The organism is Reyranella sp., assembly GCF_030651995.1.
Classification (GTDB): domain Bacteria; phylum Pseudomonadota; class Alphaproteobacteria; order Reyranellales; family Reyranellaceae; genus Reyranella.
Window position 1 is genome coordinate 1 of the sequence record NZ_JAUSBN010000030.1, and the last position, 16,863, is coordinate 16,863.

16 protein-coding genes are annotated in these 16,863 nt (G+C 59.9%); 9 read left to right on the forward strand and 7 right to left on the reverse strand.

What is annotated here, in order from left to right; all coding sequences use genetic code 11:
- Window positions 1-1,512: 1,512 nt before the first annotated feature.
- Together Q7V45_RS08030 and Q7V45_RS08035 are read right to left on the reverse strand one after the other, a co-directional pair.
- On the reverse strand, window positions 1,513-1,737 hold the full coding sequence (locus Q7V45_RS08030; protein ID WP_304849793.1) for a hypothetical protein: 225 nt from the start codon (window positions 1,735-1,737) through the stop codon (window positions 1,513-1,515).
- Between the two features lie 255 nt (window positions 1,738-1,992).
- A complete protein-coding gene (locus Q7V45_RS08035; RefSeq protein ID WP_304849796.1) occupies window positions 1,993-2,763 on the reverse strand; it encodes a hypothetical protein in 771 nt (256 codons plus the stop codon).
- Window positions 2,764-2,979: 216 nt separating this feature from the next.
- Between Q7V45_RS08035 and Q7V45_RS08040 the strand changes: the two genes are divergently transcribed.
- Window positions 2,980-3,843, forward strand: coding sequence for a tyrosine-type recombinase/integrase (locus Q7V45_RS08040; protein ID WP_304849800.1), 864 nt, complete (start codon window positions 2,980-2,982; stop codon window positions 3,841-3,843).
- A gap of 445 nt (window positions 3,844-4,288) precedes the next feature.
- Here the strand turns inward: Q7V45_RS08040 and Q7V45_RS08045 are convergent, their stop codons facing one another.
- Together Q7V45_RS08045 and Q7V45_RS08050 are read right to left on the reverse strand one after the other, a co-directional pair.
- On the reverse strand, window positions 4,289-4,630 hold the full coding sequence (locus tag Q7V45_RS08045; protein WP_304849803.1) for a YnfA family protein: 342 nt from the start codon (window positions 4,628-4,630) through the stop codon (window positions 4,289-4,291).
- Between the two features lie 166 nt (window positions 4,631-4,796).
- Window positions 4,797-5,048: a cold-shock protein gene (locus Q7V45_RS08050; protein ID WP_370692566.1), complete on the reverse strand. Its 252-nt coding sequence runs from the start codon at window positions 5,046-5,048 to the stop codon at window positions 4,797-4,799.
- 356 nt (window positions 5,049-5,404) lie between these two features.
- Here Q7V45_RS08050 and Q7V45_RS08055 point away from each other — a divergent pair, with 356 nt between their 5' ends.
- From Q7V45_RS08055 to Q7V45_RS08090, 8 genes are all read left to right on the forward strand, one after another.
- A complete protein-coding gene (locus tag Q7V45_RS08055) occupies window positions 5,405-6,895 on the forward strand; it encodes a SulP family inorganic anion transporter (protein ID WP_304849809.1) in 1,491 nt (496 codons plus the stop codon).
- 13 nt (window positions 6,896-6,908) lie between these two features.
- Window positions 6,909-7,757 carry a universal stress protein gene (locus Q7V45_RS08060; protein WP_304849812.1) on the forward strand — a complete coding sequence of 283 codons (849 nt, stop codon included), beginning with the start codon at window positions 6,909-6,911 and terminating at the stop codon, window positions 7,755-7,757.
- Between the two features lie 1,196 nt (window positions 7,758-8,953).
- Window positions 8,954-9,073 carry a TraR/DksA C4-type zinc finger protein gene (locus Q7V45_RS08065; protein ID WP_304849993.1) on the forward strand — a complete coding sequence of 40 codons (120 nt, stop codon included), beginning with the start codon at window positions 8,954-8,956 and terminating at the stop codon, window positions 9,071-9,073.
- 311 nt (window positions 9,074-9,384) lie between these two features.
- Window positions 9,385-10,995, forward strand: a complete 1,611-nt coding sequence (locus Q7V45_RS08070) for a peptide chain release factor 3 (RefSeq protein ID WP_304849815.1) — start codon at window positions 9,385-9,387, stop codon at window positions 10,993-10,995.
- 69 nt (window positions 10,996-11,064) lie between these two features.
- A complete protein-coding gene (locus tag Q7V45_RS08075) occupies window positions 11,065-11,664 on the forward strand; it encodes a hypothetical protein (RefSeq protein ID WP_304849818.1) in 600 nt (199 codons plus the stop codon).
- Window positions 11,661-12,401, forward strand: a complete 741-nt coding sequence (locus Q7V45_RS08080) for an RES family NAD+ phosphorylase (RefSeq protein ID WP_304849821.1) — start codon at window positions 11,661-11,663, stop codon at window positions 12,399-12,401. Before Q7V45_RS08075 ends, Q7V45_RS08080 begins: the two co-directional genes overlap by 4 nt.
- A 119-nt stretch (window positions 12,402-12,520) precedes the next feature.
- Window positions 12,521-12,724, forward strand: coding sequence for a hypothetical protein (locus Q7V45_RS08085; protein ID WP_304849824.1), 204 nt, complete (start codon window positions 12,521-12,523; stop codon window positions 12,722-12,724).
- Between the two features lie 431 nt (window positions 12,725-13,155).
- Window positions 13,156-13,764, forward strand: coding sequence for a methyltransferase domain-containing protein (locus Q7V45_RS08090; protein WP_304849827.1), 609 nt, complete (start codon window positions 13,156-13,158; stop codon window positions 13,762-13,764).
- A 43-nt stretch (window positions 13,765-13,807) separates the two neighbouring features.
- Here Q7V45_RS08090 and Q7V45_RS08095 read toward each other — a convergent pair whose 3' ends face one another.
- From Q7V45_RS08095 to Q7V45_RS08105, 3 genes are all read right to left on the reverse strand, one after another.
- On the reverse strand, window positions 13,808-15,019 hold the full coding sequence (locus Q7V45_RS08095) for an MFS transporter (protein WP_304849830.1): 1,212 nt from the start codon (window positions 15,017-15,019) through the stop codon (window positions 13,808-13,810).
- A gap of 30 nt (window positions 15,020-15,049) precedes the next feature.
- Window positions 15,050-15,688 carry a spermidine synthase gene (locus tag Q7V45_RS08100; RefSeq protein ID WP_304849833.1) on the reverse strand — a complete coding sequence of 213 codons (639 nt, stop codon included), beginning with the start codon at window positions 15,686-15,688 and terminating at the stop codon, window positions 15,050-15,052.
- 732 nt (window positions 15,689-16,420) lie between these two features.
- On the reverse strand, window positions 16,421-16,819 hold the full coding sequence (locus tag Q7V45_RS08105; RefSeq protein ID WP_304849836.1) for a cytochrome P450: 399 nt from the start codon (window positions 16,817-16,819) through the stop codon (window positions 16,421-16,423).
- Between the last annotated feature and the right edge of the window lie 44 nt (window positions 16,820-16,863).

Consider the following 16,863-nt stretch of genomic DNA (forward strand, 5'->3'; position numbering starts at 1 on the left):
CTCGCACGCCTGCAGGACCATCCGGCCAAACGCATCGACGAACTCATGCCCTGGAACTGGAGACAACAGCAGGATCAGCGCGCTGCTGCTTGATCTCTCCGCGTCAACTCCTCAGGCCGCGGCCTTCACCGGATGCGTACGTCTTACGCAAGTTCGGTGCGCCGTTGACCGTGGTTAAGTGACCTGCCGTCCGGTTTCCGGCCCAGTATAATATTGATTTGTCTGCGATTTTACCCAGCACGAGCAGGGAGATCATCCATGGACACAATCGTCGGCTTCATTCTTGCCGGCCTCCTTGTCGCACTCTGTGTCGGATTCGGGTCAGCCGTGTCGACGGGGGTTACGAGGCTTCTGAGCGAGGAGGATCCTGGCGATAAAGGGGCGCCGGATTAGACGCTAGCTCCTCACAAGATAGTGCCCCAGCGAGCCGAGGGGGTATCCAGAGAACCGTAGACCGTTCGATTATTGTAGGCTTCGTCGCGTTCGCGATTTGCACTACTTGCGAGAGCGTACATACCCCAAGTACTTTTAGAAAGAACTGCATGGGGTTGCCTCTGAGGAGCTAGTCCTACGCAAGCCAAGCTCTCGTCATACAGTTCGCCATGTTGCAGCCGTGAGCCACCGTGCAATCGCCACTTAACATCCATCATTAGAGCCGCCGGAGCCTCTCTTCCAAATAGACCTGATCTGTCTCAAATGTTCTGACGACGGACACGCGGCACTCGAGCAATGTCTCGAAACGGCCACGCCATTTCCGTTCATCGTTGACGATCTGTTCGTCAATTTTGACGATGCGAGATCCTTGGCCGGCTTCAAAATCCTAGCACAAGTGGCCCGTAAGACGCAGGTAGTCTTTCTTACGCATCACGAGCACCTCTTGGAGGCGGCTCGCACAGCGATGCCCGAGCACCCGGCTCCCATCCGACTTGCGTGAGGGCGTCCTATCCAGTGACGAAGCGGACTTCGGATTGGGCCGGCCGGCGACGAACGGTACTGCTGGTCAGTTCGGTGTCTTTGTCAGAGGTGATCATCTCCGGTCTGCCACACCACGCGGCACTGACATATAGCTCGCGGAAGACGTTCAACTACCACATACGTAAGTTCGGCACGGTTGCCATGTACTCGCCGTTGAAGACGTCGATCACGTTTGGGAGCCGGATCCTGCGACCATTGACGAAGCTGATCGCTCATGAAGTCTAGCGACCAGCTCGATCTGTCTCTTGGGATTCAACCGCACCGCGATGCATACCGGTCACGGTGCGAGCGCACTATTCGAGAAGAATCGCCACTGAAAGCCGCCAATCTGCCTAACGAGGCCGCCGTCTGCCGTAAATAGTCCGACACAATAGAGGAGATCGGTCAGATGGCCTATAGATGGACGGTCCGGGACGTGGATGCAGACGCTCTGGAGATGATTCGATTGGTTCGGGCGCATTGTGGTCTCTCGATGGGAGTGCTCCTGTCAGACGCCATTCGCGTTTGGTACGACGCGCTCCCAGAGATCGATGACGATCAATGACTCTCCGCACAGACGTCGGAGGCACCAATGAGTTCATCGTCCTGGATCTCCACCAATAACTCTTCGAGCGTCATCCCCGCCGGCAGATGCTTTGTAAGGAGGGCATCGTTCACAAGACCCATGACTATCGTTTCGACACAACTGGATGTGCGAGCAGCTAAAGCCATTAGCCCAAGCGCTTGCTCATCATTGAGTTCGAGCGTCAACTTAGTCGACATTTAGTCCTCCTACGTTCAGGTCGATCACCGTGACCGCGACGGGTTTGAGTACGTGAACGATTAAGCACTCTGATCCCCGTACCGGACGACTTAGCTCTTGGGCTTCGCGAACCAGCACCAAGTCCCCGGTGCGGTTTAGCTCTCATTGCCGCCACTCGCCAAGGGGCCCACCCACCCGACGCGCCCCGATAGCAGCGCCGTGGCTGCCTTGATCCCGAACGACGAGACCGATGCTGTTCCGGGTGATGTGGCGCATCAGCGAATGCGATAGCGTCGGCTGTGGACGTTCGAATCTAGTCGCCGATGGCCGCGGGGTGCCAACCGGGGCTGCGCCTCCACCCGCAAGGGCTCCAACGCGCCCTCGATGCCGACGAGCGGCTCGTTCTTTGTCATGCTGTCGAGGAACCCGGTCCGATAGATCGGACGCAGCACGGCCTCGCCATTCTTCCATCCCGGGAGTGCACCCCACAGGACCGGCGCTCCAAATCGAAATGGGTCGGAGAACTCCTCTAGCTCGCCGAAGTCAAACATAACGAGCTTCTGACTATTCTCCCATTTGCGCAGTAGCTCGCTGCTTCCCGTGGGCACAATGTACGTTCTGAAACTACCCGGTACTAACCGTCCAAGGTGCAGCGCCGTAACGAACTTCTTCCTGTCATTCTTCGACCGCATGCCGTCTACGACCCAGCACATCTGGCCGTAAATCGCCTCACGCGAAGAACGTTCGTCGTCCGAAATGTTTGAATGCTGAAACTCCAGCACCTGCCCATGTGCAGTCTTCACGTCTGCCAGATGGCGCTCACCGTTCTCGGCACGGTGGCCGACTTCCTGCCACTCCTTCGGAAACGCGTTTTTCCAATTGCGGTGCCATTCGGTCTCTGGCTCCCAACGGTGTTCAAAGTGTCCCGGTGGGTGAGACCAATATGGCACTCGGATTCTGCCACATTTCGGCTTCAGCGGAACTTCGCATATCGGACATTGTCCAATAAGGCCGCGCTCGGCTTCCCGCCGTTCGCCGTTGCTCATTGCGTACTTCAATTCTCGTCTCTCATAGTTGCCGCGAAGCATCTCCGCTAGACTACTTCGATCCTCCCGTGAGGGCTTCGATCAAATCCGGGTATCGCTCCTAATGACGGCGCATCCGTCTCCACCAGCCCATCAGAGTTGATGTTCGTGTAGGAACAGGTCCAACACACTCGATCAGGCACGCTTGTGTACTCCAACAAGAATTAGGGTCACCTCATGCGCCTGAAAAGGGAACGTGACAGCGTCATCGATAAGAAGATCGCGCAATACCACACCGAGTTCACTACCGATGCCAAGGGCAATGAACGAGGCAGCCTGCCGTACTCTCGAATGGAAGAGCGTCATATTCGCGACATCCGCGACGAGAAATCGGATTTTCCGGAAGCCGCAAACGGTCGGCTCAAGGCTCTGCGCCAGCTATTTCGGTGGGCGAAGACCACCGGCCGTATTGCTACGAATCCAGCCGCATCGGTCGAACGACTGGGAAGCTCGTCAGAGGGCTTCCACACTTGGACCGAGGAGGAGGTCGCACAGTTCGAGGCTCGTCACCCCGTCGGCACCAAGGCTCGTTTGGCCTTCGCGCTGCTGCGGTATACCGGCGTCCGCCGCTCCGACGTGATCAAGCTTGGACCGGGTATGGAGAAGGATGGCGCTCTCGTATTCACGATTACTAAGGGGTCCAAGCGCAAGGGACGACCCGGCGAAGCAGCCCCGGGGCCAAAGCGGCTGGCGCTGCCGATCCTGCCCCAGCTACGTGCGATCCTCGACCAGACCCCGAGCAAGCACATGACCTATCTGATCACCGAGTGGGGGAAGCCCTTCACGGCTCCCGGTTTCGGCAACAAGTTTCGTGACTGGTGCAACGAAGCTGGCCTCCGACATTGCTCGGCGCACGGCGTCAGAAAATTTGACGCGACAACCGCTGCGGAGAACGGCGCTACCGAGCACCAGCTTATGGCGATGTTCGGTTGGGACAGCCCCAAGCAGGCCGGTGTGTACACGCGCAAGGCGAATCGTTCGAAGCTCGCGAAGGGAGCGATGCATCTGCTCGTACCCGAGAATGAGAACGAAAAAGTCTGAGAAGTGTCCCACTTTCGAGAAGTGGGACACTTCGCGAAAAATTCCGACGTCAAATCAATGACTTGCGCGGTGGAAAAAAGGTGATGGTGCCCCGAGACGGAATCGAACACCCTGCTATCTCATTGAAATTAATTGTATTTTCTAGAAGAGCACCTTTTTGTGTACCCATCAATGTACCCAGCGCTTAGCCGCCATTCGGCGAGAGCGGTGCGCCGACAGACCACGGGCAGGCGGTCTTGAGGCGGCGGAGGAGCGGAAGCCGTCGCATACAACCGCTGCGTCCGGTGGCCAACGGGCCGTCCGACCGGCGATTCCACTCGCGCGTTCGCACGGCGAGTTGGAGAGTTTAGGTCGAAAGCGCTGGACGGGCTCATACTTGAGAGCCGGGCGACAGGAGTAGAGGACTCGCTGGCCGCGGACGCGAACACCCTGTCCCGGCGTTGGCTTAGTTTGAAACTAGGGGATGACGCGGCCCCCACAGAATGATGGCGGCGCCAACAAGGCAGAAACACGCCCCAATGACATCCCAGTGGTCGGGCCGCACGCCTTCCGCCAGCCAAAGCCAGAACAGAGCGGCGACGATGTAGACGCCGCCATAGGTCGCGTAACTCCTGCCGGCATGCTCCGCGTCAACGAGCGTGAGGAAGTAGGCGAACAGCGCCAGCGAGATCATGCCCGGGACCAGCCACCAGATTGATCTTCCCATTCGGCGCCAAGCCCAGAACGCGAAGCAGCCGATGATTTCGGTACTCGCGGCGCTGACGAACGCAACAAGTGACCAATGCATGCAACGCGCTCCGGATAGTTTACCCGGCCGAAGTAACGCGCTTCTTGTAAGGGCCGCGCTTCTTCGGCGCTGGCGTCAATCAGCGCCACGACATCGTCCATGGTTCACAGGTCTTGGACGCGCCAGCGGCCATACGAGCCTCGTCGATGACACCCAAACCTTGCCGCTAGTACTTTGCAGTTGGCTCTTCCAACCGCAAGTTCACGGCCGCTGGACTTGAGCCTCCTCGGTCTTCCACATCGAAGTGCCATCGCTGGCCCTTCTCTATCGTGTCCAATCCCGCTTTATTCACCTCACTGATGTGGAGAAAGACTTTTGGTTGCTTGTCGTCTCGGGAGATAATGCCGAATCCTCGATCGGCATTGACATACTTGACAGTTCCCGACGGCATTCCAACCTCCCGAATATTTGCGCGCATTCAACGCGGGCAGCATCTGCGCAATCAAACGCAAACCGGAGCCAAGACGTCCTCCATCACACGTGGTCTCCGACGTCGCCATCTGGCGTAAGATCCGGGCATAACGCAGGCTACTGCCGAGTTACGGCAGCAGGAGTGTGCTTTGGTTTGCGACAAATCGAGCATTGCACCGACGGCACAAATATTGCATTCAAAATCTCCGATGTCACCGCCCTGACTGTTGCACTTTTTCGCCGACCTGCTCCGCCCGCATTGCGAGCAGGGTTGGCATGTGCGTCGGCCCATTATTCGACCCAAATCAATCTTCGTTGAATCGTTGCTGCGGCTATGCCCGTAACACGACTGGAGACTATTTCTTGTTCAAGTTTTCTTTCTCCCGCTTGCGTATCGACTGGCTCGGCAACATCAAGGGCGACATCCTTGCAGGCCTCGTGGTCGCTCTAGCCCTGATCCCAGAAGCCATCGCCTTCTCGATCATCGCCGGCGTCGACCCCAAGGTCGGGCTCTATGCTTCATTCTCAATCGCCGTCATTACCGCCATCGTAGGTGGCCGACCCGGCATGATCTCGGCCGCGACGGCGGCAACCGCGGTACTCATGGTGACGCTGGTCAAGGAACACGGACTGCAATACCTGCTGGTCGCCACGGTCCTGGCGGGCGTCCTGCAGGTCGCGGCGGGCTTTCTTCGCCTGGGCTACGTCATGCGATTCGTGTCGAAGTCGGTGATGACCGGCTTCGTCAACGCACTGGCGATCCTGATTTTCATGGCCCAGCTTCCCGAGCTGATCGGCGTGACCTGGATGACCTATGTGTTGGTGGCCGCCGGCCTCGCCATCATTTACGGCTTTCCCCTCCTCACCAAGGCCGTGCCCTCGCCGCTCGTCTGCATCGTCGTGCTCACAGTCGCGGCCATCGTGCTGGGCATCGACGTCCGTACAGTGGGCGACATGGGCGAGCTGCCGTCGACGCTGCCGGTGTTCCTGCTGCCCGACGTGCCACTCACCCTCGAGACGTTCCTGATCGTACTGCCCTACTCGGTGCCCGTCGCCGCCGTCGGCCTGCTCGAATCGCTGATGACGGCGCAGATCGTTGACGAGTTGACCGACACGACCAGCGACAAGAACCGCGAATGCGTCGGCCAGGGCGTCGCCAACATGGCCACCGGCTTCATCGGCGGCATGGCCGGATGCGCCATGATCGGCCAGTCTGTCATCAACGTGAAGGCCGGCGGTCGCGGGCGACTCTCCACCTTCTGCTCGGGCATTTTCTTATTGTTCCTGATCGTCGTGCTGGGAGCCTGGGTCCAAAAGATACCGATGCCCGCCCTAGTGGCAATCATGATCATGGTCTCGATCGGCACCTTCAGCTGGGTTTCGATCCGGAACCTCCAAACCCATCCGCGGTCGTCGAGCATCGTCATGCTGGCGACCGTTGCCGGTGTCGTCCTCACTCACAATCTCGCGGTAGGCGTCGTTCTCGGTGTGTTGCTGTCGGGCATCTTCTTCGCTTGGAAGATTTCCCAGCTCTTCCGCGTCACCTCCGTCGCGTCGCCCGACACCTCCTCGCGCACCTACAAGGTCGAGGGCCAACTCTTCTTCGCTTCGGCTGAGGACTTTGCCAGCGCCTTCGACTTCAAGGAAGCGCTAGAGAAGGTCACGATCGACCTGAGTGCCGCCCATATCTGGGACATCTCCAGCGTCGCCGCGCTCGACATGGTCGTGCTGAAGTTCCGGCGCGAAGGCGCCGAGGTGGAGTTGATCGGTCTCAACAAGGCCAGCGAAACCATCGTCGACAGGCTTGCCATACATGACGAACCCGGGGCGCTCGACAAGCTCCAGGCGCATTGAAGGGGGACCGCACATGACCACAATCGTCGCCTGCATCGACGGCTCGATCTATTCGCAAAGCGTCGCCGACCACGCGGCCTGGGCGGCCGCGCGGCTGCCGGGAACTGTCGAACTGCTGCAGGTGCTGGGACGCCGCGAGGCTTCCTCGCGCGATTTCAGCAGCAACTTCACCATCGACATGCAGGAAAGCCTGCTGACCGAACTGGCAACGCTGGATGCGCAGCGCGCAAAACTGCTGCAGAAACGCGGCCGCCTGGTGCTGGACGAGGCAAAGGCACGTGTTCAGGCGGCCGGTGTCGCCAACGTCACGGTCAGCCTGCGCAATGGCGATCTTCTGGAGACGCTGGCCGAGCGCGAAGCGACGGTCGACCTCATCGTGATCGGCAAGCGCGGCGAGGCCGCCGATTTCGCGAAACTGCACCTCGGCTCCAACATCGAGCGCGTTGTACGCAGTCTCGAGCGACCGATCCTCGTCGCCTCGCGCGCCTTCCGGCCGATCTCGAAGGTACTGATCGCCTTCGACGGTGGCCCCAGCGCGCTCAAGGCGGTCGATCACGTCTCGCGCTCGCCGATGTTTGCGGGCCTCTCCGTCTCTCTGGTGACGGCGGGACGCGACGAGCCGGCGGTGCGCAGTCGGCTCGACGCCGCTGCGGCGCAGTTGCGCGGCGGCGGCCTTGCCGTCGACACGACGATCGAGCCCGGGCCTTCGGAGAAAGCGATCTCGTCCGTGATCGAGCGAAACGGCATCGACCTTCTTGTAATGGGTGCCTACGGCCATTCGCGGGTACGCAGCCTCATCATCGGCTCGACGACAACGGAGATGATCCGGGCGTGCCGGATTCCGGTGCTGTTGTTTCGCTAAACTCGTCCTCAGATTCGCGCTCCGGGTCACTTCTCCCTGATTGAGGCAGCTGCGCGCCGATCATTTTTGGCTACAAACTGGCGTCCAAAAACGCTAAGGAGCTTGTGACGCAGTTGCTTTCTCTAGTCTCCCGCGGTCGATTGCCGACCCTGGGAACGAACCTCCTCAACGGAACGAGGGGGCGGGGCAGCCCTGCTCGATCGCACTGATGCGAGCGCAGTGGTTACGCAGGGGCAAGCTGAGCTTGAGCCCATTCCGCCGCGCCGTTGTGCCGGGAAAGAAATAGCCCTGTACGATCGGCTGGCGTTGGTAATGGTCCCAGTCTCCCAATGCCTGGTTCAGGAAAGCCCTGATCTGCGAAGTTTGCGCCCCGCGTCGACGGACGAGAGGAGCAAGAGCCATGGCAAAGGTTAGACGACGCGATTGCTGTAGGCGCGAAGCCTTATACGAATCTGACGTGGAGAACGATGGATGGATCACGGTCCATCCGAATCTGGCCTCTTCAACGCCGCCGGAGCCGCGCGACGCAGGTTCAAAGTTTCGACATCCTGCGGAGCCGACGACGAAAGGCCCTGCAAAATGAGAGATGCCCATACCCTAAGAGACAGCCTTGAGCGATTGGGCCGTTGCGCGACTGCAGCCCTTCGAACGCCAGTCTGCGACGGAGCATGGCAGGAGTTGGTTCGGACCATCGTGTCCGAAAAAGCCGTTCTCAATGTCCCCCTCGAATCCGTCACGACGGACGCTTTGCGGAGCCAAGTCATCGCCGACGCTGAGTGCATTTCTGCCAGTCTCGTTGCAACCCGTTGCCAAGGGACGCGTCTCGCAGTCACGGCAGAGCGCCATCTCGTGAATTATTGTCAGAACATGAAGAGCGGTATCGAGGCACTTCTGTCAGAGCTTCGACCTCGAACGGGGTCCTCGCCGAACGCCCAGATAGTCAGACCTTCGAGGCAGATCTGATGAATAGGTCCGGCGACGAACCGAATATCTCGCGTCAGCTTCTTCTCGATCGCCTTACCGCGTTGAGCGATCTGCAGGAAAGCGCGGCCGAAAGTCGCCGACCCGTCGAGCTCGATCAGACATCGGTCGGTCGCCTGTCACGAGTGGACGCTATGCAGCACCAGGCCATGGCCCTCGAAATAGAGCGAAGGCGCGGCAATGAGAAGCTTCGTATCGAGGCTGCGTTACGCCGCATGGATACCGGGGACTTTGGTTACTGCATCTCGTGCGGTGAGGAAATCGCGAGCCAGCGACTCGCGGTCGACCCGACCATACCAACTTGCATCCGATGCGCCTCCGAGGCATCCCGTTGAGACCGCACTCAGGCAACTCGCCGGCGAGCGGCATGACTGAGTGCTTGACCCAGAAAGCACACGCAGTCACCCCGCGCGCTACGCCCCTTTGGGGGCGATCGAATAAGATGCTGATCACGGCGACGGACGAGTTCCTTCCACCCTGAAGCGCGCCCCTCCAGAGGACGCGCTTCCGCTCCATGCATCGGCACCTGCGTTTGTCTGGATGCGGAAGAGCGCCGTCCCGCCACGCCGACAGCGCGCATGCGCGTCGCGTGACACTGGTCGTAACTGGCCAGCACGCACTTCATGTATTCCATCGAGCAATTTCCATGACGCCACTGAACGAGGGCCCTACCCGGGTGGAACGCTCCGTCGCACACCAGCGACGCACCTTCGCCATCATCTCTCATCCCGACGCAGGAAAGACAACGCTTACCGAGAAGCTGCTTCTGGTCGGCGGCGCCATCCGGCTCGCTGGACAGGTAAAGGCCCGTGGCGATCGGCGTCGAACGCAGTCGGACTGGATGGAGATGGAGCGTGCTCGCGGGATTTCGATCACGAGCTCGGTCATGACGTTCGAGCATAGCGGCATCACGTTCAACCTCCTCGATACGCCCGGTCATCAGGACTTCAGCGAAGATACCTATCGCACGCTCACCGCCGTCGACTCGGCGATCATGGTGATCGACGCCGCCAAGGGTATCGAGATTCAGACCAGAAAATTGTTCGAAGTCTGTCGGCTTCGCGACATTCCAATCATCACCTTCATCAACAAGGTCGATCGCGAGGGGCGAGACCCGTTCGAATTGCTGGATGAGATCGGGAGTACGCTCGCCCTCGACACTTGTCCGATCGTCTGGCCGATCGGAATGGGCAGTGACTTTCATGGCTGCTACGACCTCCGCCAGAATATGTACCTGACTTCGCGTGAAGGCCGCCGCGGCGCCTTCAACGAATCCCTTGCCTGCAACAGCATCGACGACGGCAAGCTCGAGGATCGCGTTCCCGGACATGTCCTCGGGTCTTTCCGGGAATCCGCGGCTCTGGCCACTTCCGCATTCCCGGAACTCGATCGCGAGGCCTATCTAGAAGGTAGCCTGACGCCGGTCATCTTCGGCAGTGCCCTGCGGGACTTCGGCATAGACGCACTAATCAAGTTGCTGACCGAGATCGCGCCGCCACCCCGCCGGCAACCCGCGAGCCCGCGCGACGTGGATCCCGAAGAGCGCAAAGTCACCGGCTTTGTATTCAAGGTCCAGGCAAACATGGACCCCAATCACCGCGATCGGATCGCCTTCCTCCGGGTCTGCTCGGGACAGTTTCGGCGCGGCATGAAGCTTCTGCAGGTGAGAACCGGCCGCACGATCGCCGTACAGAACCCGATTTTCTTCTTCGCGCAGGAGCGGACGATCGCCGATGAGGCTTTGCCCGGCGACATCATCGGTATTCCCAATCACGGAACGCTGCGTGTCGGCGATGCGCTCACAGAAGGCGAGCTGCTGGCCTTTACCGGCATTCCGAACTTCGCCCCCGAAGTTCTCCGCCGCGTGCGGCTAGACGACCCAATGCGTGCGAAGCAATTGCGCACGGCCCTGGAGGATCTTGCCGAAGAAGGAATCACGCAGGTGTTGCGTCCGATTTCGGGAGGGCAGTCAATCGTGGGCGTTGTCGGCCAGCTCCAATTGGATGTCCTCACCTCGCGGATTGGCGCCGAATACGGCATCCACGTCGGTTTCGAGGCCGCGCCCTATGAAACCGCGCGGTGGGTTTCGAGCGCTGACGCTTCGCAGCTAAAGAGGTTTGTCGAGCGCAGCCGCGTCAGTATCGCCGAAGACCGTGACGGTGCGGCGGTCTTTCTGGCCCGCAACGCTTGGGAACTCGGCCAAACGATCGAAGAATGGCCCGATATCAAGTTCAGCGCGACCCGGGAGCGCTCCTGATCGCGCGGGTCAGCCCCTCTGACCCGCATGGTCGATCGCTCACAACTTCGCGAAGCAAGGAGTCCAATGATGAAGCCAAAACCCGACCGACACAGCAAAGCGATCGAGCGCACCGAGGTAACGCATGGAATCTACCACATCATCGCCGGCCACCAGGCCGACACCGGGCGTGCTATCGCTTACTTGGGAGGCAGACCAATCCATGTCGCGACGGCAACTTCCGTAGAGACAGCCGTAGCTGCGACGACAGCGGCGCTGGACCTGAGGAAGCAGAACCTGAGAAACCAGCGGCAGGACGATGTTCCGAGCGTCGCGGAATTTCAGGAAGCCCTCAATGCCCTGGATCCCCGCACTTTTGCGACGATAGCCCCGCTGTTGCGAATTCATCGGCACCTGCCCCGGCAGGCAGCGTCCATAGCCGACGTGGCACGTGTCAGTGGATTGGAGGAAAGTGCCGCCTTGGCGCTGTACCTGAAACTCGGCAAGGCGATGGCCTCGACCCTGGACATCGTGCCTGAAGGTAATGGTCTCGCCCGCCGGATATTGCCGCTTCTCGTCTTTGCCACGGTCGAACCCGGCGACGGGAGAAAAATCCTTTTGCAGCTTCGCCCCACGTTCGTGGACGCGCTGGATGAATGTGCGGGCCCATTTCGACGGACCGCCGCATGACGGACCTTGACAGCTTCGCGGACATCGAGGCCTTCCACAAATTTGGTCGCGAGGTCGCGCTTTGCAGACGTTACCTGCGCTCACCGGCCAGCGAGCAGTTTCTTCGCGCCGTGGGGGCAACCTGCAAAAACCGACTGCGAACGCTTCGGACGGGCGAGACGTTCTGGCGGGCCCAAATCGGACACAACTGGGTGCTGGACGCCGTCGGGGGCAGCCGAACACCAGGCCCACATCTGGAAACACGTATGAAGCCCCTTCCTGACAGGGCATCCGAAGGACGCATCAACCCCAAGGGAATTCCATGCCTCTACTTCGCCACCAGCCGCGACGTGGCTATGTCGGAAGTGAGACCCTGGATCGGCTCCTACGTGTCAGTCGGCCGCTTTCGCATCACGCGTGATCTCGCCGTCGCCGACTGTTCGCTCCTGCACGATCATGAAATGCCCAAAGTCGAGAATCCATCGGCTGAGGAAATCGAGAAGTTCGTCTGGGCAAGCATCGATCGAGCGTTTTCCCGGCCCATTACCCGAAGCGACAACACCGCCGATTACGCGGCGACCCAAGTCCTGGCCGAGATGTTTCGCGCCGAGGGCTATGACGGCGTCATGTACCAGAGCGCCTTGTCATCGGACGGCAAGAACGTCGCTCTCTTCGATCTCGATTGTGCGGAGCAGGTCGACTCGGCGGTCTTTACGGTTTGCCGTGCCTTTTTCGAGTTCGAGCAGGTGATTACATGACCATTTCGTGAAGGCGCTGCCGTCCAGTCCTTGCAGCTATGGCTATCATCATCCGGAGGCTGGCGATTTGTCGGTCTGCGCATCGTCATCGGCCCACCATGGACCTGTAGGAGGAGTAGATGACTCGCAAGATATCGTCGGTGAAGGTCGACGACGTTTTCGTCAATGTCGCACAGCCGCAGCGGGAGTGGCGCGTTATCCAGTATGACGGCGAGACGTTTACTCTGGAACGCGTCGACCGTCCCAGATCGCTGCGGTTCGTCCAAATCAACGAGCTATTGGATTCCACCCGCTATCTGTCCAGCAGACCGGTTGGCGCGTGACTTGCGACGTAGCGTGCACTTTGGTCGGGCCGAAATCCAATTTTCGGAGGCCTGCTGATTTGTCCTTACTTCCGGCTGTCGCCACAACCGCCTGGAGGATCAAGTGACGATGGAGCCCTCAAGCATTCTGGTCGGTAGATGTTACCAAGACCGCTTTGGTGCGATCTTCAAGGTTACGGGCTACGATGCCCTCCAGATCTCGTTCACGGCTTATATGATGTCGAAAAGTGGCAAACGCACGGAGTTCTCCGGGCGCGAACCGTTACCCCTGTTCATTCGTGACCTCGAGAAGGAAATTCGCTGCCCTTCGTTCGCGGCGTCTCACGTGGAGGCACGCCCGTCTGCAGGGAAGCATCGGTGAACAGAGGGAGGTCCGGCATCAAAGTCTTCGGCCGACCAAGGGGTCGCAACCGGAAAAGTGCGGGTGAATCGTGACCTGGCTTCACGATCAGCGACTCGACGCCGTCAGCCTCGCGCTTCGTCGCAGCGGTTCGCGCACGGTGATGGATCTCGGATGCGGAGAGGGCCCTCTCCTGCGCCGCCTGGCGCGCCAGCCGGATGTGTTGCGGATCGTAGGGCTGGATCGATCGATGGTCGCACTGGAGGCCTTGCGGGCGACCCTGGAGGAGGAGCCACAGTCGATTCGGAAGAAGGTCGAATTGATCCACTCGTTCACGCTTCCGCACAGGTCGCTGATGGGGTTGGACGCCGCCATCCTCGTCGAGACGATCGAACATATCGATCCGGAGAAGCTCTATGCAGTTGAGCGCGTGCTGTTTTTTGACCTGGCGCCGCCTACAGTCGTAGTGACCACGCCGAACAAGGAGTTCAACGCCCTCCTCGGCGTGCCGCGGCATCGGCACCGCCATCCGGACCACCGCTTCGAGTGGGCACGGCCAAAATTTCGCTCTTGGGCAACGCGGCTAGCGCGGCCGAATAATTACGAGGTCGAGTTTGAGGATGTTGGTGGAAACCACCCTCTGTACGGCGGAGCGACCCAGATGGCGAAATTCCAATGGGTTGCCGGCCGCCGAAGGTAACATCCGAAAGCTTCAGCCACGATTCCCGCTCCAGACTTCCGGGCTACGGAGTGCCGTGTTTCATCCCGATCTTCGCCAGCGCGGCAGACGAGAAGCCATAAGCAATGAGGGTGCCGCAGATGGCGCCCACTGTAGTGCCGGAATCTAGCAGGGCACCAACCGCCACGGGGCCGAGAGCGGTTCCGACCACCATCAGCGTGGTGGCAAAGCTGCGGATCGTACCCAAGCGGGTAACCCCATAGACTTCCGCCCAAACCGCCGTGACTGTCGCCTGGGCGAGGCCGGAGGACACTCCCATCAGACCGAGAAACAGCAGCATGGCACCTGGCTGATTCGACATGCCCAGTGCTGCGAGGCCAAAGAGCATTGGGAAAATCATCACAGGCAACAAGGCCTTGGCCCCGAACCGATCGACGAGTCCGCCAAGGAGCAACAATGTGGACGCGTGGCTGACGGCATAGGCGACGAAGCCGAGAGCGACAAGCTCGTGCGACCACCCTTTGGCGCTAGCAATTGCCTGAATATGAAAGACGAGCGCGGTGGAGGCGAAAGGCATGTAGAGCAGTAGAGGCAGCGCAAACCAGAAGAACCGAGAACGCGCCACTATTCGCAGGCCGTCAAGCACCGGCGAGCGGGTGCCGCTCCCGATATCCGTCGGCCGGGTAAAAGTGGGCAGTGATCGAATCAGAATCATCAAAACCGGCAATGCTACGAATACAACACCAAGGCCTATCAGGCCGTAACTACGCCGCCAGTCATCGGTTGCCCTCACTAGGACGACTGCCGAGGGGAGTATGCCCTGGGAGAGCGGGAAGCCCATGGCGATCAGCGAAAGGGCGCGGCCGCGCTGGCGGTGGAAATAGCGGGCAATCGACGTGACGGCGACATGGGTCGTCAGCCCTTGCCCGGTGAGCCGCAGCAACAGGAACCCGAGAATTATACTTGCCGGGCCGCTCGCGACGGACATGACTCCGCACGACACGGCCAGGCCGGCCATCACGAGTATCGTATAGAGCCGCAGATCAAGGCGGTCGATCCAGTGGCCGGTCAATGGCAGCAGGCCGGCAGCACCGATTGTTCCGACCATGTAGAGCGATCCCAACTCGGTGGCGCCCGAACCCATGTCGATCGCCATGCGGCTGATAAAAAGCGAAATGAAAAAAGTCTGGCCGGGACTCGACAAGAAGGCGCAGAGGAGACCGAACGCGAGCGGCCGCCAGTCACCGCGTACCAAGGTGATGTAGGAACGGATCACGTGGCAACGCTCCCAGCGGTCAGCTTAGCCTCACGTTCCCTGCTGCGCGGCGCGGGCGACATAGACTGTATTCGCAGCCTCCCGATCCTGCAGCGGATTGTGGAAGGCCACGACGTGCGCGTCGACATTGGCAAAGACGGTGGCAAGCGTTGCGACGAACGCTGCATCGGGCGGATCGTCCGACCAGAGCGCGAAGACGCCGCCGGGGTACAAGTGTGTCGCCAGGGTATGCAATCCGTCGACCTCATAGAACGGAGCGTGATCGGGGTGCAGCACCTTCGTCGGCGAATGATCGATGTCCACCAATATTGCGTGGACCCGACGCTTGTCGCCGAATGAGAGAGCCGCGTTCATGAGCACAAAAAAATCACCATGGACGAGCCGACAGCGTGGTTCGTTTGTCAGGCGCGTGCCAAGCGGAAGCAATCCTCGTTTGTGCCATTCGATAACCGGCGACAACGCTTCGACTACGGTGAGCGAGCGCACGTTGGCATGATTGAGAACGGCCTGCGCGGTGTATCCGAGCCCCAGACCACCGACCATGACGTCGATGTCCTTGTCAGCATGAGCCGCGAGCCCCAGATCGGCCAACGCAATCTCGGCCACCGTAAACAGGCTCGACATGAGAAAATCATCGTCGAGCTTTATTTCATAAACGTCGTACTCCAAGCTTGGTGGCCTTCGTCGCCGAAGGCTCAATGTACCGATTGGGGTCGAACAATAATCGAGTTCCTCGAAAGCCAAGCTCATGGGTAAACGCCTATTCGAGTGCAATGCGACCTGCAGACACTAGAGACTTGTCCGTCCCGAAGACCTCCCGGCATCTGCTCGTCTGAAATCCGTCTTAGCGAGGCAAGGCATCGTGGAGGTTCTCGATAACACGCTCTTTTGCGCTTCATACCAAGTGTGATTTCTGTCTTAATCCACCTGTATCCACGCTACGTTTGATCGGAATCACTTCGCGATTCCTGGCGGTAGCCTCCGTTGTTGACATCGGGGTGGTGGGAGAAATCAAGGAAGACTGTGCGCGGCGCCCGCTTTTGTACGGGCGTTCTCGACATGCGCGAACATCAGGAAGCAGGACAGACGATGGTTCACATTTGGGGCCCCGTGATTTCGCCGACTAAAATCGCACACGACGACCCGCTCAGGCGCGTGGTGGCGGCACGGCCCATCCTCGACGTCGACGCAGCGCCGCGCCCCGCTTCCGAGATCCGAGCCATCCCTGGCCACTATTTGAAGGGGCTGATCGTTGCTATCAGGCGCTTCGGAAGCAGTCTTTTCAAAACATCGACGAAGCCCGGATAGTCGCAGTCCCGTGCACGGCAGTCGCCCGCCAATGCCGCGCTCGCTGCCGATCGAAGCAGTCGAAGTCCGACGGTTCCGCCATTGGAAATCCTTCTACGGCGTGAGGTGCACGGGCTGCTGCGCAACAGCGCGTATGCCGAGACGCTTGCGCCATTGGATCGGTCGTTTACCTTCGGCGAGGGGGATGGCGGGAAACCGCACAAGGATGCGTTCGAATGCGATCGTCATTTCGAGACGCGCCAGCTGGAAGCCCGGGCAAAAGTGCGCTCCCGTACCGAACGAAAGCTGCGGATTGGGGTGGCGCGCGATGTCGCGGTCGTCGGGCATATCGAACTTGGCGGGATCGCAGTTCACCGCCTCAAGAATTCCGCAAGCATGTCGCCACAGTGGAATAGGCGGACCCTGCCCGACCAGATCGCGGACCGCGAAGCGCGGTTTAGTCAATTGGACGGGCGAAACATCGCGCAGGCACACCTCAACACAAGCCCACATCAGCCCGGATTCGTCGTCTTCGTTGGGGCCATTCCTTCTGTTTC